Annotated in this window: 20 protein-coding genes; 6 read left to right on the top strand and 14 right to left on the bottom strand. The window is 74.2% G+C overall.

Annotation, left to right across the window (positions count from 1 at the left end; translation table 11 throughout):
• Positions 1-44: 44 nt before the first annotated feature.
• The 3 genes from fahA (at position 45) to glpK (ending at position 4,052) form a co-directional block, all read left to right on the top strand.
• On the top strand, positions 45-1,283 hold the full coding sequence (gene fahA / locus ACZ37P_RS28560; protein WP_467349250.1) for a fumarylacetoacetase: 1,239 nt from the start codon (positions 45-47) through the stop codon (positions 1,281-1,283).
• A 255-nt stretch (positions 1,284-1,538) separates the two neighbouring features.
• Positions 1,539-2,393, top strand: coding sequence for an MIP/aquaporin family protein (locus tag ACZ37P_RS28565; protein WP_391048412.1), 855 nt, complete (start codon positions 1,539-1,541; stop codon positions 2,391-2,393).
• Between the two features lie 141 nt (positions 2,394-2,534).
• Positions 2,535-4,052 (top strand): glycerol kinase GlpK, encoded by a 1,518-nt coding sequence (gene glpK, locus ACZ37P_RS28570; RefSeq protein ID WP_467349252.1) that lies wholly within the window; start codon positions 2,535-2,537, stop codon positions 4,050-4,052.
• A gap of 135 nt (positions 4,053-4,187) precedes the next feature.
• Here glpK and ACZ37P_RS28575 read toward each other — a convergent pair whose 3' ends face one another.
• The 3 genes from ACZ37P_RS28575 to ACZ37P_RS28585 are packed head-to-tail and all read right to left on the bottom strand — an operon-like array spanning position 4,188 to position 7,059.
• Entirely contained in the window at positions 4,188-4,766 is a 579-nt protein-coding gene (locus ACZ37P_RS28575) for a hypothetical protein (protein ID WP_467349254.1), read from the bottom strand.
• Positions 4,763-6,343 (bottom strand): sensor histidine kinase, encoded by a 1,581-nt coding sequence (locus tag ACZ37P_RS28580; RefSeq protein ID WP_467349256.1) that lies wholly within the window; start codon positions 6,341-6,343, stop codon positions 4,763-4,765. Before ACZ37P_RS28580 ends, ACZ37P_RS28575 begins: the two co-directional genes overlap by 4 nt.
• Complete coding sequence (locus tag ACZ37P_RS28585) at positions 6,340-7,059, bottom strand: response regulator transcription factor (protein WP_391048419.1); 720 nt, start codon at positions 7,057-7,059, stop codon at positions 6,340-6,342. Before ACZ37P_RS28585 ends, ACZ37P_RS28580 begins: the two co-directional genes overlap by 4 nt.
• A 162-nt stretch (positions 7,060-7,221) precedes the next feature.
• Between ACZ37P_RS28585 and ACZ37P_RS28590 the strand changes: the two genes are divergently transcribed.
• The gene (locus tag ACZ37P_RS28590; RefSeq protein ID WP_467349258.1) at positions 7,222-8,139 is read left to right on the top strand and encodes a DUF3152 domain-containing protein; all 918 of its coding nucleotides are present in this window, start codon (positions 7,222-7,224) and stop codon (positions 8,137-8,139) included.
• Positions 8,140-8,311: 172 nt separating this feature from the next.
• Here the strand turns inward: ACZ37P_RS28590 and ACZ37P_RS28595 are convergent, their stop codons facing one another.
• Entirely contained in the window at positions 8,312-9,511 is a 1,200-nt protein-coding gene (locus tag ACZ37P_RS28595; protein ID WP_402713001.1) for a L,D-transpeptidase, read from the bottom strand.
• A gap of 398 nt (positions 9,512-9,909) precedes the next feature.
• Here ACZ37P_RS28595 and ACZ37P_RS28600 point away from each other — a divergent pair, with 398 nt between their 5' ends.
• Positions 9,910-10,884, top strand: a complete 975-nt coding sequence (locus tag ACZ37P_RS28600; RefSeq protein ID WP_467349366.1) for an ABC transporter permease — start codon at positions 9,910-9,912, stop codon at positions 10,882-10,884.
• Between the two features lie 167 nt (positions 10,885-11,051).
• Here ACZ37P_RS28600 and ACZ37P_RS28605 read toward each other — a convergent pair whose 3' ends face one another.
• From ACZ37P_RS28605 to ACZ37P_RS28640, 8 genes are all read right to left on the bottom strand, one after another.
• Positions 11,052-11,369 carry a hypothetical protein gene (locus ACZ37P_RS28605; RefSeq protein WP_401313612.1) on the bottom strand — a complete coding sequence of 106 codons (318 nt, stop codon included), beginning with the start codon at positions 11,367-11,369 and terminating at the stop codon, positions 11,052-11,054.
• A 50-nt stretch (positions 11,370-11,419) separates the two neighbouring features.
• Positions 11,420-12,805, bottom strand: coding sequence for a protoporphyrinogen/coproporphyrinogen oxidase (locus ACZ37P_RS28610; protein ID WP_467349260.1), 1,386 nt, complete (start codon positions 12,803-12,805; stop codon positions 11,420-11,422).
• Positions 12,796-14,427: a class I adenylate-forming enzyme family protein gene (locus ACZ37P_RS28615; protein ID WP_467349261.1), complete on the bottom strand. Its 1,632-nt coding sequence runs from the start codon at positions 14,425-14,427 to the stop codon at positions 12,796-12,798. Before ACZ37P_RS28615 ends, ACZ37P_RS28610 begins: the two co-directional genes overlap by 10 nt.
• The gene (locus tag ACZ37P_RS28620; protein ID WP_391048430.1) at positions 14,424-15,467 is read right to left on the bottom strand and encodes a UbiA family prenyltransferase; all 1,044 of its coding nucleotides are present in this window, start codon (positions 15,465-15,467) and stop codon (positions 14,424-14,426) included. Before ACZ37P_RS28620 ends, ACZ37P_RS28615 begins: the two co-directional genes overlap by 4 nt.
• 43 nt (positions 15,468-15,510) lie before the next feature.
• A complete protein-coding gene (locus tag ACZ37P_RS28625) occupies positions 15,511-17,259 on the bottom strand; it encodes a class I adenylate-forming enzyme family protein (protein WP_467349264.1) in 1,749 nt (582 codons plus the stop codon).
• Complete coding sequence (locus ACZ37P_RS28630; RefSeq protein WP_467349266.1) at positions 17,256-18,872, bottom strand: CoA transferase; 1,617 nt, start codon at positions 18,870-18,872, stop codon at positions 17,256-17,258. The genes ACZ37P_RS28625 and ACZ37P_RS28630 overlap by 4 nt, the downstream gene beginning before the upstream one ends.
• A complete protein-coding gene (locus ACZ37P_RS28635) occupies positions 18,869-19,708 on the bottom strand; it encodes a class I SAM-dependent methyltransferase (RefSeq protein ID WP_391048437.1) in 840 nt (279 codons plus the stop codon). The genes ACZ37P_RS28630 and ACZ37P_RS28635 overlap by 4 nt, the downstream gene beginning before the upstream one ends.
• Before the next feature lie 77 nt (positions 19,709-19,785).
• The gene (locus tag ACZ37P_RS28640; RefSeq protein WP_355333292.1) at positions 19,786-20,292 is read right to left on the bottom strand and encodes a hypothetical protein; all 507 of its coding nucleotides are present in this window, start codon (positions 20,290-20,292) and stop codon (positions 19,786-19,788) included.
• A gap of 364 nt (positions 20,293-20,656) precedes the next feature.
• Here ACZ37P_RS28640 and ACZ37P_RS28645 point away from each other — a divergent pair, with 364 nt between their 5' ends.
• Positions 20,657-21,907, top strand: a complete 1,251-nt coding sequence (locus tag ACZ37P_RS28645) for a nucleotide sugar dehydrogenase (RefSeq protein ID WP_467349267.1) — start codon at positions 20,657-20,659, stop codon at positions 21,905-21,907.
• Positions 21,908-21,930: 23 nt separating this feature from the next.
• Here the strand turns inward: ACZ37P_RS28645 and ACZ37P_RS28650 are convergent, their stop codons facing one another.
• Positions 21,931-23,154, bottom strand: coding sequence for a DegT/DnrJ/EryC1/StrS family aminotransferase (locus ACZ37P_RS28650; protein WP_467349269.1), 1,224 nt, complete (start codon positions 23,152-23,154; stop codon positions 21,931-21,933).
• Positions 23,151-24,353, bottom strand: a complete 1,203-nt coding sequence (locus tag ACZ37P_RS28655) for a DegT/DnrJ/EryC1/StrS family aminotransferase (protein WP_467349271.1) — start codon at positions 24,351-24,353, stop codon at positions 23,151-23,153. Before ACZ37P_RS28655 ends, ACZ37P_RS28650 begins: the two co-directional genes overlap by 4 nt.
• Between the last annotated feature and the right edge of the window lie 34 nt (positions 24,354-24,387).

Raw genomic sequence — 24,387 nt, forward strand, 5'->3', positions numbered from 1 at the left:
CCTCGGGTCGTTTCCGCCGCGCAGGAGCCGCACCTGGAGGTCCGTTGAGCGCCAGCAGCCCGCTCGCCGTCCCGTACGACGCGCCCTTCGGGGTGCGCAATCTGCCGTACGGGGTGTTCAGCACCGCCGACGAGCCCGCCGCGCGGCGGATCGGGGTGGCGTACGGCGATCACGTCCTGGACGCGGGGGCCGCGGCGCGGGCGGCCGGGGCTCCCGCCGATCTGGCCGCCGCGCTCGGCGCGGACTCGCTCAACCCGCTGCTGGCCGCGGGCCGTCCGCTGTGGACGCGGGTCAGGGCGGCGCTGACCGCGTGGCTGACCGACGACACCTACGCCGACGCCGCCGAGCCGTGCCTGCTGCCGCGCGCGGAGCTGACGATGCACCTGCCGTTCGAGGTGGCGGACTACGTGGACTTCTACGCCTCGGAACACCACGCCGCGAACATCGGCCGGATCTTCCGGCCGGGGTCCGAGCCGCTGACCCCGAACTGGAAGCATCTGCCGATCGGTTACCACGGACGGGCGGGCACCGTCGTGGTCTCCGGCACGCCGGTGGTCAGGCCGTGCGGGCAGCGCAAGGCGGCGGCCGATCCGGCGCCGGACTTCGGCCCCTCGCGGAAGCTGGACATCGAGGCGGAGCTGGGCTTCGTGGTGGGCGCGCCCTCGCCGCTCGGCGGCCGGGTGGCGCTGGCCGACGCGGACGCGCACGTCTTCGGGGTGTGCCTGGTCAACGACTGGTCGGCGCGCGACCTCCAGGCGTGGGAGTACGTCCCGCTCGGTCCCTTCCTCGGCAAGTCCTTCGCCACGTCGGTGTCGCCGTGGGTGGTGCCGCTGGCCGCGCTCGCGCAGGCCCGTACCGACCCGCCGGTCCGCGACACCGAGCCGCTGCCGTATCTCGACGACCGCGCGGCGCGACCGCCGTACGGCCTCGACATCGCCCTGGAGGTACGGCTCAACGGGCATCTGGTGTCCCGGCCGCCGTTCGCCGCCATGTACTGGACGTACGCGCAGATGCTGGCGCACATGACGGTGAACGGCGCGAGCCTGCGGACCGGGGACTTCTTCGCCTCGGGCACGGTCAGCGGTCCCGACAGGGAGACCAGGGGCGCGCTGATGGAGCTGGCCTGGAACGGCGAGGAGCCGCTGGAGCTGCCGGACGGGACGCGCCGGTCGTTCCTGGAGGACGGCGACGAGGTGGTGATCAGCGCCACCGCGCCCGGCCCCGGCGGTGCGCGGATCGGCCTCGGCGAGGTCGTCGGCCGCGTCGAGCCCGCCCGCCCCTGACACACACCCGCCTTCAGCGGACCGCGCCCCCGGACGGCCGCGCCTCTAACAGACCGGTCGCCGCTTCCGGTGCCGCCACTCCCGTGTCCGCCTCACCTCTCCCACCACTCTCCCCCGTACGGCGCAATCCCATCCGGCACAGCCGGTTCACACGTGCTTCCGTGTGAAGGAGCATGCGGAGAGCAGAAGACGCATGGCCAAGAGCGGGACGAGCTACAGCCGGTCCATACGGCGGCCGGCGGGAAGCGGGAATCCATGGCGACACGTGCACGCTCAGGACTTCTGGGCGAACTGTCGGCGGAGTTCGTCGGGACGATGATCCTCATTCTGATCGGTGTCGGCGTCGTGGCCCAAGTCGTCGGCGGCGGCGCGCTGACCGATCCGAAGGGCGGTCTCGGCGACCATGACAGCATCGCCTGGGCCTGGGGGCTCGGCGTCACCCTCGGTGTCTACGTCGCCGCGCGACTCAGCGGCGCGCACCTCAACCCGGCGGTGACGCTGACCCTGGCGGTGTTCAAGGGCTTCGACTGGAAGAAGGTCGCGCCCTACGCGCTGGCGCAGACCGCGGGCGCCTTCGTCGCCGCGCTGCTGGTGCGCTGGAACTACTCCGAGATCCTGGGCCACGCCGACCCGGGCCACACCATCAAGACGCAGACGGTCTTCGCCACCCTGCCGGGCAACGGCTCGCTGACGGCCGGTGTCCACGAGTGGGGCGCCTTCCGCGACCAGGTGATCGGCACGGCGATCCTGCTGATCCTGATCCTGGCGGTCACCGATGTGCTCAACACCGCGCCCCGCGCGAATCTCGGCCCGTTCATCGTCGGCCTGATCGTGGTCGCGATCGGCATGGCGTACGGCGCCAACGCCGGTTACGCGATCAACCCGGCGCGTGACCTCGGCCCGCGGCTGGCCAGCTACATCACGGGCTACAGCACGGCGTGGCGCGACCAGTGGGGGAATCTCTACTTCTGGGTGCCGATCGTCGGACCGCTGATCGGCGGCGTCCTCGGCGGCGCGATCTACAAGATCTTCGTCGGCCGCTTCCTGCCCGAGGCCCCGCCGGAGCCCCCGGGACGCGCCCCCGCCTCCGAGGCCGCCGCCGAGGTCTGAGCCCGCGGGTCCACGAGGTCCGTACACCCCCGCGGTCCGTACGCGGGGGTCACGTACACGGCGGCCGTGCGGACGGCGGTCACGCACACCGCGGTCACGTACACCGCGGTCCGGTACACCCACGAAAGGCAGGAAGCACCCATGGCGGACTTCGTCGGCGCGGTGGATCAGGGAACCACCAGCAGCCGCTTCATGATCTTCGACCACGACGGAAACGAAGTGGCCAAGCACCAGTTGGAGCACACCCAGTACCTGCCGAAGCCGGGCTGGGTGGAGCACGACCCGGTGGAGATCTGGGAGCGGACCAACGTCGCGATCCAGAACGCGGTGCGGTCGGCCGGTATCTCGGCCTCCGACCTCGCGGCGATCGGCATCACCAACCAGCGTGAGACCACCGTCGTCTGGGACCCGCGCACCGGTCGCCCGTACGGCAACGCGATCGTCTGGCAGGACACCAGGACCGACTCGATCGCCAAGGCGCTGGAGCGCGACGGCCACGGCGACCTGATCCGGCGCCGGGCGGGCCTGCCGCCCGCGACGTACTTCTCCGGCGGCAAGATCAAGTGGATCCTGGAGAACGTCGACGGCGTCCGCCAGGCCGCCGAGCAGGGGCACGCGCTGTTCGGCACCACGGACTCCTGGATCCTGTGGAACCTCACCGGCGGTCCGAACGGCGGCATCCACGCCACCGACGTCACCAACGCCAGCCGCACGATGCTGATGGACCTGGAGACGCTGGACTGGGACGAGGAGCTGCTCGGCATCTTCAACATCCCGCGCGCGATGCTGCCGACGATCCACGCGTCGTCGCACCCCGAGGCGTTCGGCACCACCCGCACCTCGCGCCCGCTGAGCGCGCCGATCCCCATCACGGGTGTGCTCGGCGACCAGCAGGCGGCCACCGTCGGCCAGGTCTGCTTCGCGCCGGGCGAGGCGAAGAACACCTACGGCACCGGTAACTTCCTGCTGCTCAACACCGGTACGGAGGCGGTCCGCTCCGAGCACGGCCTGCTGACGACCGTGGCGTACAAGTTCGGTGACGCCCCGGCGGTGTACGCGCTGGAGGGCTCCATCGCGGTGACCGGTTCCGCGGTGCAGTGGCTGCGCGACCAGATGCACCTGATCAGCGAGGCCGCGGAGAGCGAGCGGCTGGCGCAGACCGTCGAGAGCAGCGACGGGATCTACTTCGTGCCCGCCTTCTCCGGGCTGTTCGCGCCGTACTGGCGGTCCGACGCGCGCGGCGCCATCGTCGGCCTCGCCCGCTTCCACACCAACGGCCACCTGGCGCGGGCCACGCTGGAGTCCATGTGCTACCAGAGCCGCGACGTGGTCGAGGCGATGGAGCAGGACTCCGGTGTGCACCTGGACGTGCTCAAGGTCGACGGCGGTGTCACGGCCAACGACCTGTGCATGCAGACCCAGGCCGACGTCCTGGGCGTCCCGGTCAGCCGTCCGGTGGTCGCCGAGACCACCGCGCTGGGCGCGGCCTACGCGGCCGGTCTCGCCACCGGCTTCTGGCGCGACACCGACGAGCTGCGCGAGCACTGGCACGAGTCGCGCCGCTGGGAGCCCCAGTGGAGCGAGGAGCAGCGCGCCACGGGCTACAAGGGCTGGAAGAAGGCCGTGGACCGGACCCTGGACTGGGTCGACGTCGAGTAGTCCGGCGCCCGGGCGGCCCCCAGCTCTCCGCAGCCGTCCCCCGTACGCCCCGCCGGTCCCACCACCGGCGGGGCGTACGCGTGTCCGCGGCCCCGCCGCACCGGCCCAGCGGGCTGTACGGTCGCCCGCCGGTCGCTACGACGGGCAGCTCTCCACGAGCCGGGACAGCGCCCAGCCCGCGCCGATGACGCGGACGTCGGGACTGGGCGACGCCGACCGCGGGGTCCCGGCGGTCGGGACGTCGGGTACGGCGGTCGGGACGTCGGGTACGGCGGTCGGGACGGCGCTGGCCCCGCCGGGCGGCGCGGTGCGCTGCGGCCCGCCCGGATTGGCCGCCACCGTGCACACCACCTGGTCCATGGCCAGCGGCGAGAGGCGGTCGACGCCCGCGGGCAGGCGCACGACGGTGGTGACGCCGTCGAAGGCGATCACGGGCGGGCGCGGCAGGGACGGCAGTCGCGTGGTGAGCGTCGTCGGGTCGGCGTCGCCGGGGCCCGCGAACAGCAGCCGCAGCGCGACGACCGGACCGGCGGCGTCGGGCGCGCGGCGGGGAACCGCCCGCAAGGTGTCGCCGGAGAGGAAGTAGACGCTGACGCCGGGGGTCATGCCCACCGCGGGCTCCCCGGCCTGGATGACGCTGGTCGGCGGGACGCCGCAGGCCGCGAGCGCGGCGGCGGACGCCAGGCAGGCCAGCGGACCGGCGGCGCGCCTCATCGGACGTCCTCGCTTCCGAAGGCGGCGGAATCAGCGGAATCAGCGGAATCAGCAGAACCGACGGAACCGGCGCGGTCCCCGGCGTCGGCGGTGCCCGCGGCCGAGTCGCGGCGCAGCGGCAGTTCGACGGTGAGGACGGAGCCGCCGCCGTCCGCGTTGCGGGCGGTGATCCGGCCGCCGTGCAGCCGTACGTTCTCGGCCGTGATGGCCAGGCCGAGGCCGCTGCTCTCACTGCGGCTGCGCGAGGTGTCCGCCTTGTAGAAGCGCTCGAAGATGTGCGGCAGGGCCGCCTCCGGGATGCCGTGGCCGGCGTCCCGTACCTCGATCACCGCCCACGCTCCCCCGGCGGACCGCCCGCCGACCGCGCTCAGGGACAGCACCACGGGCGGCGCGCCGTGCCGCAGCGCGTTGCCGACGAGGTTGGCCACCACCACGTCCAGGCGGCGCGGGTCGACGCGGGCGCGCAGGGCGCCGGGCGCGGGCAGCCGGGTGTCGACCTCCGCCAGCCAGCCGCGCGAGACGAGGGTGCGGCGCACCGACTCGGCCAGGTCGATCTCGTCCAGGTTGAGCCGCGCGGCGCCCGCGTCGAAGCGCGACACCTCCATCAGGTCCTCCACGAGCCGGGCGAGCCGTACCGTCTCCTCGCTGATCAGGCCGACCGCGGTGGCCGTCTCGGGGTCGAGGCGGCCCGCGCCCTCGTCCAGCACGTCGGTGACCGAGGACATCGCGGCCAGCGGTGTGCGCAGTTCGTGCGAGACGTCGGCGACGAAGCGCCGGGCCTGCGCCTCCAGCCGCCGCAGTTCGGTCACCGAGCGCTCCAGGGCGGCGGCCGTGTCGTTGAAGGACCGGGAGAGGTCGGCGAGTTCGTCGGAGCCGTTGACGGCCAGCCGTACGTCGAGGTGGCCCTCCGCCATCCGCCGGGTCGCGCGGCGCAGGGCGCGTACCGGGCGCAGCACGCCGCGCGCGGCGAAGAGCGCCAGGACGACCGCGAGGACCACGGCCCACAGCGCGGCGTCCTTGATGGCGGTGATCATGGCCTGGACGTACGCCTGCTCGGTGTCCTGCGGCACGACCAGGTACATGACGAGGCCGGAGAGCGTCAGCGACTGGTTCTCGGCGGCGCGGTACGCGACCGGCAGGCCGACGACGAGGACCGGGCCGTCGTCCGTGCTCACCCGTTGGAAGACCGCGGCGGCCTGGTCGCGCACCGACCCGAGGAGTTCGGGGGTCAGCCGCTCGAAGGCGTTCTCCGGCGCGGATCCGGCGCGGCGCTCCCCGTACGTGGCAAGGACCTGCCAGCGCTGCGACTGGTGGGCCCTCGCGACCTGGGTGACCAGCGAGTCCATCGCCGCCTGGTCGGGCTCCGCGGGGATCGCGGGGGCCAGCGCGTCGACGCTGTCGCGGAACTGCCGGATGACCGCGTCCTGGCTCTGCTGGAGCACGCCGGTCCGCGCCTCCCTGAAGGCGAGGGCCCCGGTGCTCAGCGCGCTGACGACCGCGACCAGCACGAAGGCGACCACCAGTCGGGTGCGCAGCCCGCGCAGCGCGAGCAGGGCCCTGGAGACGGCGGACCTCATGGGGTCGGCTGGAGCGGCCGCGCGTACGGCGCGCGGAAGCGGTAGCCGAAGCCCCGTACGGTCTCGATGTAGCCGGACCCGGCGCCCGGTCCGCCGCCGAGCTTGCCGCGCAGCCGCTTCACGCAGGCGTCGACCAGCCGGATGTCGCCGTGGTAGCTGTGCTCCCAGACCGCTTCCAGGAGTTGCTGGCGGCTGAGCACCTGTCCCGGCGAGGCCGACAGGGTCAGCAGCAGCCGCAGTTCCGAGGGGGCCAGCGGTACGGGCTCGCCGCGCAGGGAGACCCGCAGCCCGGCGCGGTCGATGGACAGGTCGCCGTGCGACTCCTGCCGGGGCCTGGTGCCGTCGGCGCCGGGTGCGGCGATCCGGCGCAGCACCGCGCGTATACGGGCTTCGAGCACGCGGGCCTGTACCGGCTTGACCACGTAGTCGTCCGCTCCGGCCTCCAGGCCGACCACCACGTCCACGTCGTCGCCGCGCGCGGTCACGATGATGATCGGGACCTGGTCGTGCTCGCGTATGCGACGGCAGACGTCGAGTCCGGCGATGCCGGGGAGCATGAGGTCGAGCACGACGACGTCGGGCCGGAAGGGGCGCAGGTGGCTCAGGCCCTCCTCACCGGTCGCGGCGGCGAGGACGTCGTGTCCCTGGTGGCGCAGGGCCAGCTGCACGCCCTTGCGGACCGCGGGGTCGTCTTCGACGAGCAGAACGCGGGGCATGCAGGTCAGTATGCGTGAGGTCCGGGCGGGCAGGGCCGTGAGAGGGGCTCGGCCGGGCAGCTGTTACGAAGGGGTCATACAGCGGCCGTCCGCCGCCGTGGTTACGCTTTCGTGATCTTCCGGGCCAGGGGCCATCACACGCGGACCGCAGTGTGAACAGCCATGCACCGGGAGAAGAAACGGAAATCGGCGGGGCGGGCGGGGGGCGGCGGCGCCCGCACGCTGCGTTCCCTGGCGACCCTACGGCGGCGCAGGCGACGGCGGACGACGTACACGCTCGGCACGCTGGCGGCGGTCGGGGTGGCCGGGGCACTGCTGGTCGCCGCGCACGGCGGGAAGGACGGGAAGGACGGGAAGGGCGGGCACGCGGCGGACGGGGATACGGCGGGTTCGCCGCCCGCCGCCACCGAACCGGCGAGGACGCCGGCGGCGCCTTCCACGTCACCCGCCGGGCGGGCGCCCGCGTCCGCGCCGCCATCCGCGCCGCCATCCGCGCCGTCGTCCGCGCCGTCGTCCGGCACCGGGGGCAACGGCGTCTTCGACACCGCCCGGGCGTCGGGGACGTCGGTCGGCACCGGCACGCTGCGCCGCTACAAGGTGCAGGTCGAGCAGGGCACGGGCGTCAGAGCCGCCGACGCGGCGCGCGAGATCGAGAGCATCCTCGGCGACCGGCGGAGCTGGATCGCCGACGGCCACGACGCCTTCCAGCTCGTCTCCGGCGGCCGGTACGACTTCGAGGTGAAGATCGCCAGCCCGGACACCGTGGACCGGATCTGCGGGGCGGCCGGGCTGCACACCCGCGGCGAGGTCAACTGCGATGTCGGCGACCAGGTGGTGGTGAACCTCAAGCGCTGGCGGACCGGTTCGCCGCAGTTCCCCGGACCGCTCCACGAGTACCGCGCCCTGATCGTCAACCACGAGGTGGGCCACCGCATCGGGCACGGCCACGAGGGGTGTCCCGGCGCCGGGCGTCCGGCGCCCGCGATGATGCAGCAGATCGACGGACTGCACGGCTGTGTGGCGAACGCGTGGCCGTACGACGCGCACGGCACGTATCTGGCGGGACCGCCGATGCCCTGACATCGATGTCCGCACCGGTGTGTCCCGCGCGGAACGGCCCCGGAACGCCTGAGCGTTCCGGGGCCGCGATCCGTTCGTCAACCACCCGGGACCCGTTCGTCAACCACCCGGGACCCGTTCCCCGGGCCGCTCGGGACGCGTGTCCGGACGGCCGGGGGCCGTGGTCCGAGGGTCAGTTGGCCACCCAGGTGGCCCAGGACATGTTCCAGCCGTTGATGCCGTTGCTCGGGTCGATGACCTTGTCGGGCGAGTGCACGACCTCGACGACGTCACCGATGAGCGAGTGGCTGTAGAACCAGGCGGCCGGGGTGTCCGGGTCGCCGCCGCCCTTCACGTCGTGCAGGCCCACGCAGCCGTGGCTGGTGTTCTCGTGTCCGAACACCGACACCGGGCGCCAGTAGTTGCCGTGCGCGAAGGTCCCCGAGTCGGACAGCCGCATGCCGTGCGGCACGTCCTTGATGTGGTACGAGTTGCCGAGGCCCACGGTGCGGGAGTCCATGTCCACCACCGGGTCCTTCTCCTCGATCACCATCTTGCCGTTGTACGTGGTGTGCTGGGGGTCACCGAGGCTCGCCGGGTACGTCTTGTACAGCTTCCCGCCCCGGTAGATCTTCAGCGTCTTCGCGGTGTTGTCGGCCACCGAGGTCTGCGAGCGGCCGATGGTGAAGCTCACGTCCTTCGACTGCTGGCCGTAGACACCGGGCGACATCTGCACACCGTTGAGGTTCATGTGCAGCGTGACCTTGGTGCCGGGCGCCCAGTACCTCTCCGGCCGGAAGTCGATCCGCTGATTGCCGAACCAGTGGCCCTCGACGGGCACCTGCGGGTCCGCCGTGACGGTGATCCCCTTGTGCGTCGCGGCCTGGTCGGCGACCGGCTTGTTGAAGCGGATCGACACCTCCATGCCCACGCCGTACGTCGAGCCCGGATCCACGTTGAACACGCCGTAGTTGACGGCCTGCGGCTTCAGCGTGGTGAACGACGACCGCTGTACGGTGCTGCGCCCGGCCGAGTCCACCGCCTCCGCGTTCACGGTGTACTTGGTCGCGGTGCGCAGAATCCCGGACGGCTTCCAACTGGTGCCGTCCGCCGATATCGCGCCGTCGACCGGCCGGTGGCCGGCCGCGTCGGTCACCGCGATCTTCACCAACTTGCCCTTGGCGGCCGTGATCTTGAGCGCGCCCGTGGTGTCCACCCCGGTCGCGCCGTCCTTGGGCACGATGCTCAGCGCCACCTGCGAGGCGGGCGTCGTCGTGGCACCGCCCGACGCCGAACCCTTGCCGTCCTGCTTTCCCTTGTCGGTCGACGCGCCCGCGCTCCCGCTGCAGGCGGTCGCCCCCAGCAGGACGGCGCCGAGCGCCAACGCCAACATCCCCTTCGCCACCCGCCGCTTACGCGAGCCCTGAGCGGCGGTGTCAACCGCCGTTGCCGTGATCAATCGAGTCTCCCCATCTCGCCGGTCGCACTATAGGAGAGTACGACCGCCCCAGCGGTTGCAGGTGCCGCATGACTGATACCCAACCCTTAGGCGGCGGTCGGGCCTACGCCGAACGGGTTGCCGGGACGGGCGCCGTGGGCGCGCCCCGGCGACGGACGCCGACGCGGAGCCGAGGATTTGACGACTTCGGCCGGGCTCATGGCCCCGGCGTACCAGAAGGGCGGACAGCGTTGACGGGCACGGGGAGCAGTCGGGTGGTACTCGACAGGCCGGGCAGGCACGGCATCGTGGAGGAGTTGCGGGACGCGATCACATTCAGGGCCGTCCTGGTCATGCTGGGCGTGCTCCTGCTGCAACTGGGCTTCGCGCTGTCCTACATGGGCGCCTTCCACTCGCCCAAGCCCCACCGGGTGCCGATCGTCGTGGTCGCACCGCAGGCCGCGGCGCGGGACGCGGTGGCCCGGCTCAACGCCCTTCCCGGTGAGCCGGTGCACGCCGTCGCGGTCGCCGACCGCGCCGAGGCCAGGGCCCGGCTGCTGGACCGGCGCACCGACGCCGCCGTCGTCGTCGACCCGCGCGGGACGACGGACACCGTCCTGGTCGCGTCCGCGGGCGGCCCCTCCGCCTCGGACGCGGCGACCCAGGTCGTGCGGCTGGCGGGACAGGCGCAGCACCGTGAGGTCGTCGTACGCGACATCCGCCCGCCGGTGAAGGGCGACTCGCGCGGCCTGTCGTCCTTCTACCTCGTCCTGAGCTGGACGATCGGCGGCTATCTGGCCGCGTCCGCGCTGAACATGGCGGCCGGGTCGGCGCGCCCTACCCTGCGCCGCGTCCTGGTGCGGCTGACCGCGATGCTGCCCTACGCCTTCGTCTCCGGCATCGGCGGCGCGGTGATCGTCGGTCCCGTCCTGCACTGCCTGCCCGGCGCCTTCTGGGACCTGGTCGGCATCGGCACCCTGATCGTGTTCGCCTCGGGCGCGGTGGGCGTCGCCCTCCAGTCGGTGGCGGGCACCATCGGCCTCGGCCTGACCATCCTGATCTTCACCGTCCTGGGCAATCCCAGCTCCGGCGGGGTCTATCCGGCCGCTCTCCTGCCGCCCTTCTGGCGGGCCATCGGCCAGATCCTGCCGCCGGGCGCCGGGACGACCGTGGTCCGCAACACCGTCTACTTCGAAGGGCACGACATCACCAGGTCCCTGTGGATCCTGGGCGCCTGGGCCTTCGGCGGCATCGTCGTGTCGGTGCTGTCCGCCGCCCTGCGCGACCGTCGCCGCCCCGCCCCCATGCCCCTCCCGGCGACGGTCTGACCCTCGGCCGCGTCCTCATGGCGATACTCGGCCCGGACTCGCTCCGCGGGACCATGTTCCTGTTCCGAAGGCCGAACCGCCTCACACCCTGACCGGGCCGGCCGCCCCGCCGTACCACCGCACCCCGACGGCGGTGGTACGGCGGGCGCGCGTGCCGCGACCGGTGGTCAGGCGGAGAAGCTGCCGACTCCGGTGACGTGAGTGCCGTAGCCGGCCGGAAGGACGCCGACGCCGGTGGTGGGAAGGGTCGCCGGGACCGTGCAGAAGGGGTCGGCGAAGACCTTGACCGGCTGGTCGGTGAGGTTGTCCAGCACATGCGCCGTCAACGGGAGTCGCTGACAGCCGGTGGGGTCCTGGTAGACCTTGAGCGGCTGGCCCTCGACGGAGAAGACGACGACCTGGCCGGTGGCGGCCTGGGCGGGAGTGGCCGCGAGGCCGACGACGGCCGCCGCGGCCATCGCGATCATGGTGGTGCTTCGACGCATGACAGGTGCCTCCAGTGCACGTGATTCGCGGGTGGGACATGTGCGCCGAATCACGCGGGTCGGCCGGTGGGTGCCGGGCTCACCGCGCGCTTCGGACGAGAGGGGTGGGCCGTGCGCGCGGCGACGCGTCGCGCGGCCAGTTCCGCCGAGCGGACCGCGCCCTCGCTGCTGGGCCGCAGGAGAGTCCAGTCGCCGACGTAGTCGACGGGCCCCGCGGGCCGGGCGGCGAAGGCCGCGCGCAGGCCCAGCGCGGCGGGGGTGGCTTCGGGCAGGCCGTACCGGAAGCGGTGCACGAGCGTGCGGGTGGTGGCCTCGCCGAGCCCCGGCAGAAAGCGTTCGGCCTCGCCGACGAGCGTACGGGTGACCTCGGCGTCGTCGGCGTCCAGCAGGCGGGGGCCGATCGCGGGCGAGGCGAAGAGGCTGACCATCCCGCGGCCCGGCGGGACGCGCCCCTCGGCCTTGAGGTGGTCGAGGAGCAGCCCGCCGCAGATCCGGCTCTCGGTCGCGGGAACGGACAGGGCGTAGCTGGGGGCGCGGGTCGGGCTGGGCAGCGGTCGGTCGAGGAGGCAGACGGCCTTGAGCATGGGGGTGAAGGAACAGGCCGCCAGATAGGCGCGTTCGTCGGGCGACGGGTCGGCGTACAGGGACAGCGCGACCGGTGCCGGTACGGCGATCAGGATCTGACGCGCCGTCAAGATCCCGCCGTCGGCGAGGTGCAGCCGTGCCTCGTCCGCGCCGGTCCGCTCAACGGCCGTGACCGAGCTGCCGAGTTGTACGGGGACCCGTTCGGCCAGGGCGCGCGGGAGGGTGTCCATGCCGGTGGTGTAGGTGGTCCAGCGGGCTCCGGCGCCGCCGACCGCGAGCAGCGTGGCGAGCATGGGGGCGGCGACCGAGCGTTCCGAGTGCCAGCCGAAGCAGTGGCCCGACAGCGGCTGGAGCAGGCGGTCGTGCACGTCGGGGTGGTAGGCGCGGGCGTACTCGGCGAGGGTGGCCGTGCCGGGCGGCGCGAGTTCGGGCCGGTCGGCGTCGAAGTCCCCGCGGCGGCGCAGCAGTCGGGCGGTGAAGCGCAGCCAGTCCAGCCGCCCGCGCCAGGACATGCCCGCCCCGGTGAGCAGCCCCGCCGGGTGGCCGAGCCGGGCGTGGGCGCGGCCCTCGTGCCAGAGGGCGAATCCGGCCCGCACCGGGGTGAGGTGTGCGGGCGGCACGGCGAGTTCGTCGATGAGGCGCCAGGTGGCCTGGTAGCCGCGGGTGGCGATGGTCTCCGCTCCCTCGTCGACGAGGCAGCCGTCGACGAGGGAGCTGGCCATGCGTCCGCCGACGCGTGGGGCGGCCTCGAAGACCCGCACGGAGCGGCCCGCCCGTTGCAGCCGGTAGGCGGCGGCGAGGCCGCCGATGCCGCCGCCGACGACCGCGACGTCGAGGTCCGTCACGTCCATCTCCCGGTTCCGTGGGTGGCGGTGCCGGCGAGGTAGCGGTCGCGCAGCTCGTGGCGGCGGACCTTGCCGGTGGCGGTGCGCGGGACGGCGTCCCAGTCCACCGTGAGGGGTTCGGCGAGCGCGGGCAGGTCGCGTACGGCGTGCCGCCAACGGGCCGGGTCGATGGGCGCGTTGACGACCAGGACGGTCTGCGGGTCGCGGTCCACGACGCCGAGGACGACGGCCTCCTCGACCTCGGGCAGCCGGTCGTGCAGGACGTCCTCCAGTTCCACGCAGCTCAGCCCCGGGATCATGTCGACCTCCCGGTCCAGCAGGATCAGCGAGCCGCCGCGCGTACGGACCGCGAGGTCTCCGGTGTTGAACCAGGGCCCGTGCGCCTTCTCGTCCCAGCGGTCCTGTTCGCCGAGGTAGCCGAGGCAGCGGGCCTTGGTCCGGGTGAGGACGAGGCCGACCTGTCCGCGCGGCACGGGTTGGAAGGTGCGCGGGTCCACCACCCGCAGGCCGACCCAGCCGGGGACCGGACGGCCGAGGTCGCGGGTGGTGGGGTGGCGCTCCGCGCGCCGGGCCAGCGCCCCTCGGGTGAGGAAGCGGAAGGTGAGCGGCCCGGTCTCGGTCTGGCCCCAGCCCTGCATCCACAGCGGCCGGGCGCGCCGGCTGGCGTCGAGGAAGACCCGCACGGTCGGCGGGTGGACGGCGTCGAAGGTGGAGATGTACATGCGTACGTCCCGGAAGGGACTGTCGGGCTCGGCGGCCAGGCGCTGCCAGCGCACATACGTGGAGGGCAGCGCTTCCAGGACGGTGGGCGGGTGCGCGGTCAGGGTGCGGCGGGCCGCGTCGGGATCGGAGTCGGCGACGATCACGGCCTCGCGGGGCTGGTGCCACAGCGCGCTGACGGTCCAGGCGAGCGCGCGGCCGTGCGCGAAGGAGATGGCGCTGGCGACGGTGTCGCCGGCGCGCGGGGTGACCACGGGCCAGCGCCTGGCCTCGAATCCGGCGAGCCGCCGGATGAGCGTCGTGGTGGAGTGGACGACCAGCTTGGGCACGCCGGTGGTCCCCGAGGTGTGGTGCACGGCCAGCGGCTCGCCGTCACCGCGGCGGTGGATCGGGGCGAGCGGCCGTGCGGGCAGGTCGTGGAAGGAGCGGACCGGCTGGGGCGGCCGGGTGTCGTCCGGTACCGAGTCGTGCAGGCTCGCGCTGTCCAGGGTCAGCGTGCACGCGCTGTGGCGCGCCAGCTCGACATCGGCTCTGGCGGCCTTGCGCAGCAGGTGCGTCTGGGTGACCAGGACGGCGGGGCGCAGCCGTTCGAGCAGGGTGTCGAGCACCTCGGGGGCGAGGTGGTCGGAGAGCAGCGCGGGGACGGCGCCGATCCGGACGGCGGCGCAGGCGAGCAGGACGTAGTCCCAGTGGTTGCGCTTGACGACGGCCACGTGGTCGCCGGGGCCCGCTCCCGCCGCGGCGAGCCGGGCGGCGGTGTCCCGTACCAGGCCGGCCAGTTGGGGCACCGTCCACCGGGTGCCCTCCTCGGGCGCGAGGTCGAGGGGGCGGCTGAGGTGGACGACGGTCGGCGAGCCGCGGCGGGCGAGCGCGTCGAAGACGATGCCGGGGTCGAGGGGCTTGGTCACCGGGTCACCGCCAGCAGCAGGTCGGCCGCGATCATCAGCGCGGTGGCGAGGCGGTGCAGCCGGATGCCGCGGGTGCGGGCCCCCAGGACGTCACCGCGCCGATTGCCGCGTACCCACTGGCGGGCGCGCAGCACGAGGACGGGCGACATGAGCGGCGGGAACCACCACGGCGCGATCCCGGCGGCGGCGGGGACGACGATCAGCAGGGCCTCCAGCCCGGAAACCCCGGCGATGAAGGCGGAGTTGCCGCGCTCGGAGGCGACGGCGGCCACGGTCAGCCGCCCGACCGCGTGGTCCCCGTCCCGGTCGTTGATGTTGGAGTAGACGCCGAACAGCACGGGGCCGAGCCCGAAGATCAGCGCCTGCACGACGACGAAGCCGGGTGCGCCGCCGTTCAGCAGGCCGAAGAGCGGCAGCACATAGCCCCAGCCGAGCGCGGCCAGGAAGATCTCCTGGCCGCCGCGGTAGCTGAACTTCAGCCACCAGGAGTACTGGAACCCGAAGAGCGCGCAGGCCGCCGTGCCGAGCACCGCCCACAGCGGCCGGGCGGGAGCGGCGAGGACGGCCGCGCCCCAGAACAGCGCGCACAGCGCGACCGCCGCCCAGCCGAACCGGATCGCCTGCCGCTCGGTGAGCGTCCCGGCGACCAGCGGTTTACGGGCGAGGCGGCGGGCGGCGGCGTCCGGGCCGTAGTTGGCCGCGTCGCTGCCGTCGCGGTAGCCGGTCACGTCGTCGAAGGCGACCATCCCGGCCACCATGGTCAGTTCGCCCAGGAAGAACAGGACCAGCACGAGCGCGGCGCGTCCCGTGGTCTCGGGCCGGAGTCCGGCCCCGGTGACGAGCCCGGCCCCGGTGACGACGCCGAACGGGACGAGCATCGCGGCGGCCAGCGGGATGCTCAGGTAGTAGTCGAGGATGTCCAGCTTGGCCAGCTTGGCGTAGGCGCGCCAACTGCCGGGCGCGATCGGCGAGGTGTCGGCGGCGGGAACGGCGCCGACGGGGGGCCTGGCCGCGGTGTCGAGTACGGGCGCGGGTTCCATGGGCGGGTGCTCCTCCTGCGGTGCGGTGTGGCTCAGGCGCTGCTCAGCGCCGGGGGGCGCGTACCGGGTCTTCTGGCGGGCGGGCGAGGGCCGCGGCGGCGAGGGTGCGGCGGCAGACCTTGCCGGTGGCCCCGATCGGCAACCGGTCCAGGTGCAGCACGAGTTCGGGCAGCTTGCGCCGGGCCAGACCGCGCTCGCCGGTCAGATACGCGGACAGCGCCGCGACGGTCAGCGGCTCCGTGCCCGGTCGCTGGACCAGGAAGGCGCACAGCCGCTCGCCGAGATCCGGGTCGGGGACGGGTACGCAGGCGGCCTCGGCGACGTGCGGGTGGGTGTGCAGCTCCGCCTCGACCTCGGCGGGGCTGATCGTCCAGCCGCCGCGGATCACGGTCTGCCTGATCCGGTCCAGGACGCGCAGCGAACCGTCGGCGTCGAAGACCCCGAGGTCACCGGTCCTGATCCAGCCGTCGTCGGTGCGGTAGCGCAGGTCGAGGTCGGGCGCGCCGACGTAGGCCAGCGGGCTCATCGGGCCGCGGGCCTGGATCTCGCCGCTGTGCCCCGCGGGCAGCGGCCGGTCGTCGGCGCCGCAGACGCGCAGGTCGGTGACGCGCGGGTCCGGGTGTCCGACGCGGCGGACGTCGCCGTCAGAACCGGTCCAGGTGATACGGCAGTTCACGCCGTCGCTCGACCCGTAGACGTTGGTGACCGGGCGGCCGAAGCGGCGCAGCGCGGCGGCGAGGACGGTGGAGGTGAGCGGGGCGCCGCTGGAGACGACGGCCCGCAGCGAGCCCAGGTCCTCGCCGGGCACGGTGGGGTGGTCGGCGATCCGGCCCAGCATGGTGGGTACGGCGACGACGTGGGTGGGCCGCCAGTCGGTGACGGCGCGCAGGGCGGCGCCGGGGTCGAAGCGGTCCAGCAGGTGGAGGGTCGCGCCGCAGCGGGCGAGGGCGACCAGTCCGAAGGAGCCGAAGGAGGAGGCGAGCGGGACGAGGACGAGCGCGGCCGGGCCGCTGTCCTCGGCGCTTTCGCCGGTGCCGGGGTCGCCGCCTGGCGTGTCCTGGCGGGTGCCGGTGGCCGTGTCGTGTCCGCCGCCGCCGCGCAGCACCGCGTCCACGTAACTGCCGCGTCCGCCGAGCAGCGCGTTGTGGCTGTAGGCGGTCATCTTGGGCGCGGCCTCGGAGCCCGAGGAGACCAGGACGCGGGCCGGGTCCTCGGGGTCCACGACGGCGGGGACGCATCCGTCGGGGTCGCCGTAGAGGAGTTCCCCGACCGTGGTGAGGCGTTCCAGGTACGGGAGCGGGCCGTGCCGGTGGTCCAGTGGGGTGTCGCTCACCATGTAGCGGGCGCGGGACAGCTCCAGCAGGGCGTGGCTCTCGCGGGTGCCCTGCCCTGTGGGCCAGGGTAGGGCGACCGCGCCGACGGCGGCGACGGCGAGGTCCGTGGCCAGCGCGGGCCAGCCGCCGTTCAGCCGGATGCCGACCACATCGCCGGGGCCCGCGCCGAGCGCGCCCAGCGCCGACGCCATCCCGCGTACCCGCACGTCGAGTTCGCGGTAGGTCAGCGCGAGGCCGGGAGTGCGTACGGCCGTCCGGTCGCCGTGGTCGCGTACGTGCTCGGCGAAGGCCGCGTACAGCCCCGTGTCGGGACACTCCTCACGCCGGGCCCAGCGCCGCCGCAGCGGGGCCGGGACCGTGTCGCGCAGCACGAGGCCGTTGCGGGACCGCCATGTGCGTCCGGCCGCCGCCCGTACGGGAGGTGTCGCGTCGGTCGGCGTCTCCACCGGAGTGGTCATCGGTGGAACTCCCAGGGGTTTGCGGCCCGCGTGCACAGGTCGCGGTCGAGGGCGGGCGCGAGGCGGGGGTCCGCCGCGAGGTCGGTCAGGTCGGCGCGGTCGGGGACCGTCGTCCGCGCGGGAGCCGAGCGGAACCGCGGCCCGCACAGCAGCCGGGCGGCGGACAGCAGCGAGGAGGTGACGGCCTGTCCGCGCCCGGTCCGCCGGGCCGCGAGCAGCCCCGCGACGGCGCCTTCCGCGCAGATCACGCCGCCGAGCACGTCGGTGAGGGTGAGCAGGGACGGTGTCGGCGGCAGTCCCGGCGGGGTGACCAGGGCGGCGAGGCCCGTCCACGCCTGTACGGGGAAGTCGGTGCCGACGGGAGGCCGGGAGCCGCGCTCGTCGCCCCAGCCGGAGGCGGCGGCGTGCACCAGGCCGGGGCGGTGGGCGGTCAGGGTGTCGGCGTCGAGCCCGGACCGCCGGTCCTTGCCGGGGGCCAGGCTGTGCAGGAACACCTCGGCCCCCGCGAGGAGTTCGCGGACCGCGGCGCGGCCGGACGCGGTGGTGAGATCCGCCTCCACCGTCTCCTTGCCGTCGTTCAGGGCCGTGAAGCGGGCCGATGTGCCGCCCGCCATGGGCGGCATGCCCCGCATCGGGTCGCCGCCCGGCGGCTCGACGCGGACGACGCGCGCGCCGAGCAGCCGCAGCAGGTGCCCGGCGAGCGGTCCCTGGACGCGGCGGCACACCTCGACGACGGTCACCCCGTCCAGCGGCGCCCCGGTGCCGGGCGCGGCCTGCGGCGCGGCCGTCGGGCCGGTGGGGCGCAGCCGCCAGGGCCGCTCGTCGCCGTCCGCCCACGGGGGCGGCCCCGCGGCGACCGGGGTCAGATCCACGCCGATCGCGTCGGCGAGGCGGCCGAGTTCGGGGAAGGGCAGCCGGGCGACGGCCTCGTGGAGGGCGGGCGGGAGCGGGCAGACCGCGGTGGCGTACCGCTGCTGGAAGGGGAGCCAGCCGCGTGCGGCGTCCGCGCGGTCCACGCCGAGCGCGGACCAGAAGCCGCGCCACGCCTCGGGGTCCAGGGTCTCCAGTTCGAACCGGACGCCGTCGGCGGCGGCGAAGGGCGGGCCGCCGGGTGCGTGGCGTTCCGGCCAGTCGTCGGCCGCGGTCGCGGCGGCCAGGTACTGGCCGACCGAGAGCAGCGCCGCCTGGGCGACCGAGGTGGTGACGCGGATCTCGCCGCCGTCGTCGGCGGGCCCGGCGGCCAGCGCGGCGAGGGTGCCGGTGGCGGCGAGCGCGCCCGCGACGCAGGAGGCGTAGTCGACGCCGAGCGGGGTCGGTGCACCGTAGCGGCGGCCGTGCACCTGCGTCAGACCGCACGCGGCCTGTACGTCGGCCTCGCTGGTCAGCGGGAGGTCCACGGGCCCGGCCCAGCTCACCTCGCAGCGCGCGCGGACCAGGCCGTAGTGCGCGGTGAACGCGCCCGACCTGCCGTGCTCGGTGCCGCAGCCGAGCGCCCGCAGGTGGGCGACGGCGAGCCGGACGGCCGTGGCGGGCGCGCCGTCGCGCGCGGAAACCGGCGCCGTGCCGATACGCGGCGCCGCGGTGGTACGGGGGCCGGCCGCGGTGGCCGTCACTCCGGTCGCCTCGCCTGGACGCAGTACAGGACGCAGGAGGCGGCGCGGAAGTCCGGGTGGCGCATCGCGTCGCGCGCCGCGAGCAGTTCGTCCTCCGTCATCCCGTGCTCCAGGAGCGCGTCCCGCAGGTGGTAGGTGTGGTGCAGTTGCAGCCGCAGGCCCGGGGAGTCCGCCGTCCAGGGCACGAGGTGCGGTACGGGTTCGATGTCGGTGAATCCGGCGGCCCGCAGGTCGGCGGCGCAGGTGCGGCCCCACGCGGGGTCGGCCCCCGCGGCCCGCAGCACGCGGCCCTTGGCCGCCCGGAACGCCTCGTAGCCCGCGCGGGTGCGCTCGTCGGGGGCGAGGAGCACCGGCGCGTAGTCGATGTCGAACTCCTCCAACTGGAGGTGCCCGCCGGGCCGCAGGGCGCGCAGCAGCCGGCCGAGCACGGCCCGCCGCTGGGGCAGGTGGGTGAGCACCAGGCGGGAGTGGACGAGGTCGAAGGCCGCGTCGGGGAGCGGGTCGCGCACGATGTCGTGGCGGCGCTGTTCGAGACCGGGGCGGGCGGGGATGTGCTCGGGCTTGATGTCGGTGGCCAGCACGCTGCCGCCGGGCGCGGTGCGGTCGGCCAGCCACAGGGCGACGCTGCCGCCGCCCGCTCCCGCCTCCAGGCAGTCCCAGCCGGGGCCGACGCCGGTCTCCGCCAGCCGCGCGGTGGTGATCGCGTCGTGCGCGGCGGCCAGGCAGCGGTGCTGCTCGGTGGCGTACGGGCTGTCGTTGTCGAAGGCGTAGTCGCCTTCGGGGCGGTCGGCCGTCGCCGCCGTGGCGGTGGTCGTGCCGGGACTCGCGGCTGGCATGGACTCTCCGGTGCGTGGGCGGGGTGGCGGTGGGCCGCCGTCCGGACGGCGGCCCACCGGAAAGGACTTCAGATCCCTCAGGCGTCCCAGCTCACGGTGTAGACCGCGAGCGCGGTGTTGGTGAAGTGGGCCGCGCCGGTGAGGCCCTTGTAGGCGCCCGTGCCGCCGACGACGACGCCGTCGAAGGACTTCGGGTAGGTCGCGGTGAGCGGGTTCTGGATCGGGAAGACCACCGAGAGGGCGACCTGGTCACCGCCGTTGAAGACGATGTTCGCGTGGCAGAACGCGGTCACCTCCTTGGCGGAGATGGCGTCCTTGTCGCACATGTCGTAGGCGGTGCCGACCGGCTTCCCGGAGGAGTCCTTGACCGTGGCGCTGCCGCCGAAGCCCGCGCCCACGGTGCTGGCGGCGGCGCCCGCGCTGTTGTTGCCGCTGAAGTCCAGCGTCAGCGACGGCGGGGTGGCGCGTACCTGCGTGGCGGTCGCGGTGGCGGTGGCGGAGGAACCGGCCACCAGGGCGAGGGCTGCGGCGCCGGTGGCGGTGGCTGCGACAGCGGCACGCTTCGCCGTGACAAAACGGGTCATGAACTCTCCTCGAACGGTCCGGACCGAATGTCCGGGTTCGCACGAAGTGGACCATATCGGAAGAAGGTTCGCATATGACTGCGGGATGTGCCGCCGTCGCCGTGTCGCGGGGAGCCCGATGGCCCGATCGTGGCCCGGCCCGCTGCTCGTCGGCGCCGGACGCGGGTCGTCACCGGCCGCTCCCGGCTCCCGCGAAGGCCGGACCAGCGCCGACAGGGTGAAGAATTCACCCTCATGACCGCCGCCCGGCCGCCACACGCACGGGCCGGGCGGGGACTGGTTCAAGATCGCGGTGAGCGGGCCCCGGGGCGCCTTCCCGGACCGCCCGTCGCGCAGCGCCCACCGTCCCCGGGGAGTCTCGGTCATGTCCTTCGATCTGCTGGTGGTGGGCCTGGGATACGTGGGTCTGCCCCTCGCCCGCGCCGCCGCCGACGCCGGGCTCGCGGTGGCCGGATACGACATCGCGCCGTCGACGGTCGCCGCGCTGCGCGGCGGGCGGTCCCCGGTCCGTGACGTCACCGACGCGGACGTGACCCGGATGCTCGCCGCCGGTTTCGCCGTCGACACCGACCCCGCGCCGCTCGCGCGGGCCCAGGCCGTCGCGATCTGCGTCCCCACCGGCCTGACCCGCGAAGGAGGCCCCGACCTCGGCCCGCTCACCGCCGCCTGTCGTACGGTCGCCGCGCATCTGCGGCCGGGAACGCTGGTCGTCGTCGAATCGACCTCGTTCCCCGGCACCACCGAGGAGTTGGCCAGACCGCTGCTGGAGGCGTCGGGGCTGGTCGCGGGGAGGGACTTCCACCTCGGCTACTCCCCCGAGCGCGTCGATCCGGCCAACCAGTTCTTCGGCATCGGCAACACGCCCAAGGTGGTCTCCGGGGTGACGCAGGTGTGCGCCAAGCAGTGCGCGGCGCTGTACGAGCGTTTCGTGGACCGGGTGATCGTGGCCCGCGGCACGCGCGAGGCGGAGCTGGCGAAGCTGCTGGAGAACACCTACCGCAGCGTCAACATCGCCCTGGTCAACGAATTCGCCCGCTACTGCCACGACGTGGGCGCGGACGTGTGGGACGTGGTGGCGTGCGCGGCGACGAAGCCCTTCGGCTTCCAGTCGTTCCGCCCCGGCCCCGGCGTCGGCGGGCACTGCATCCCGGTCGACCCGGTCTACCTGCTGCAAGGCGCGCCCGCCGACGCGTTCCAGGTCGTACGGGCCGCCCTGCGCGCGAACCGCGTCATGCCCGGCCATGTCGTCGCGCGCGCCTCGCGGTTGCTCCAGGACCGCGGGGTGCCGCTGCCGGGCGCCCGCGTCGCGCTGCTCGGCGCCGCGTACAAGCCCGACACCGACGACCTGCGCGAGTCGCCCGCGCTCGAGGTGGCGAGCGGGCTGCTCGGCCTCGGCGCGCGGGTCGGCTGGCACGACCCGCACGCGGCGGACCTGCCGCTGGCGGACCCCCGGCTGCGGCGGTACGACGACGCGCTGTCGGCCGCGGCCGAGGCGGACCTGGTCGTCCTGCTCCAGGCCCACCGCGCCTACGACCTGGGCGCGATCACCAAGGCGGCCCGGCTGCTCTTCGACACGACGGGCCGGCTGTCAGGGGAGCGCGTCGTACGGCTCTAGCGCCTGTCGGCGGACCGCGGGCGTCAGGGGGCCAGGGCGAACTCCCTGACGGCGTCGGCGATGTACTCCACCTGCGCGTCGCTCAGGTGCGGGTAGACGGGCAGGGAGAGGATCCGCTCGCCCGCGCGTTCCGCGGCGGGCCAGCTGTCGCCGGGGGCGGCGAAGCCGGAGAAGGCGGGCTGGCGGGGCAGCGGCAGCGGGTAGTAGACGTGCGAGTCGACACCGCGCTCGGCCAGGTGCGCCTTGAGCGCGTCGCGCCGGTCGCACTGGAGCGTGTAGACGTAATAGCAGCGGCCGTCGCGGCCGGGCGGCGGGGCGAGGACACCGCGCTCGGCGAGGTCGGCGAAGCGCTCGGTGTAGTGACCGGCGATCCGGGCGCGGCGCTCCAGACGGCCGGCCAGCCCCGGCAGGCGGTGGAGCTGGAAGGCGGCGAGCACCTCGTCGAACCGGCTGTTCCAGCCGATCCGGTGGTGGACGAAGCGGTGGACGCCGTCCTGCCCGTGGTTGCGCAGCATCCGTACCGTACGGCCCAGTTGCGCGTCGCGGGTGACGACCGCGCCGCCCTCCCCCGCCGTGCCGAAGGTCTTCACCTGGACGAAGGAGTAGACCCCCGCCTCGCCCGCCAGCCCCGCGGGAACCCCGCCCTGGACGCCGCCCTGCGCGACGGCGGAGTCCTCGACCAGCCGCAGCCCGCGGTCCCGCGCGAGCGCGGTCAGGCGCGGCATGTCCGCCATCACCGAGAACAGGTGAGCGGGCATCAGGGCCTTGGTGCGCGGGGTGATCCGGCGTTCCATGTCGTCGGGGTCGACCACCATGGTCCAGGGGTCGATATCGGCGAAGACCGGTGTCGCGCCGAGCGCCACGACCGAACCGGCCAGCGGCGCGCAGCCGAAGGCCGGGACTACGACCTCGTCGCCCGCGCCGACGTCCATCGCGGCCAGCACCAGGGTCAGCGCGCTGGTGCCGCTGCCGCAGGCGACGACGTCGGCGGCGCCGAGCTGTTCGCGCAGGGCCTGCTCGAAGCGGGCCGTGTGCTCGCCGAGGATGAACTTCTGGGCCGGTCCGGTGCCGGTCTCGCGCACGACGCGCAGCAGGTGCTCGCGGTCGGCCTCGAACAGGTCGGGGGGGAAGAACGGCAGCCGCGGGCGGTCGCCCCGGGCCGTCGCGGGCGCGGGAGGCGCAGGCACGGTGGTGGGCGTCGGAGGCACGGGAGCGGTCGCGGGCGTCGGCGTGGTCGCGGGCGTCATGGGCGGGCTCCGGCTCCGGAGAAGAAGTCCTGGACCAGATCGCAGACCCGGTCCACGGCCTCGGTGGTCAGATCGGGGTAGAGCGGCAGCGCGAGGGTGCGCGCGCAGGCGGCCTCGGCCACGGGGAAGTCGCCCGGCTGGTGGCCGAGTTCGACGAAGCAGGGCTGGAGGTGCAGCGGGCTCGGGTAGTACGTCTCGGTGCTCACGCCGTGCGCGGCCAGGTGCCCGGCCAGCTCGTCACGGCGCTCGGCCTCGATCAGATAGACGTAGAAGACCGGATCGGCCGTGCCGCCGCGGGCCACGACCGTCGGCAGCCGCAGGATTCCCGGCGTTCCGGCCAGCCGCCGGCTGTACGCGTCGGCCAGCGCTTCCCTGCGGGCGATGTCCGCGTCCAGCCGGGTGAGCTTCGCGAGCAGTACGGACGCCTGCACGTCGTCCATCTTGCTGTTGCAGCCCGGCAGCGAACTGCTGGTGTTGATGGTGGTGAAGTCCGCGATGGTGCGCCCGAACCGGCCGTGGTGGCGCAGCGCGTCCACGGTACGGGCGATCTCGTCGTCGTCGGTGAGCACCGCCCCCGCGTCCCCGATCGCGCCCAGGGTCTTGGTCGGGAAGAACGACAGCACCCCTCCGGCGCCGAACAGCCCCGCGTGGACGCCCTCGCGGCGCATGCCGATCGCCTCGGCGCTGTCCTCGACCACGGTGAGCCCGTGCCGCCCGGCCAGTTCGCCGAGCCGTTCCACGTCCGCGAGCTGGCAGAAGAGGTGGACCGGCATCAGGAAGCGGCAGCGCGGGGTGAGCACGCGCTCCACCGAGGCGGGGTCGAGGGCGTACGTGACCGGGTCGATGTCCGCGAACACCGGCCGCCCGCCCGCCAGGACGACCGAGGAGGCGGAGGCCACGAAGCTGAAGGCCGGGACGACGACCTCGTCCCCCGGCCGCAGACCGGCCGCGCGCAGCAGCAGGACCAGGGCGTCGGTGCCGCTGTTGACCCCGATGACGTGCCGGGCGCCGGTGTAGGCGGCGAGCGCCCGTTCCAGCTCCGCCACCTTGCTGCCGTGGGAGAACTTCCCGTCCTCGAACATCTCCGACAGGTGCCGCTCGATCCGCGGCCAGAGGGCGGAGAAGGACTCGGCCTGGGTGAAGAAGGGCACGTCGGCGGGGGCCGGTTCGCGCGGGTCGACGGTGTGCTGGAGGTCCATCTCCGCCTCTCTGCTGCCCGGATACGCCGGGTAC

The organism is Streptomyces sp. NPDC024632, assembly GCF_055559175.1.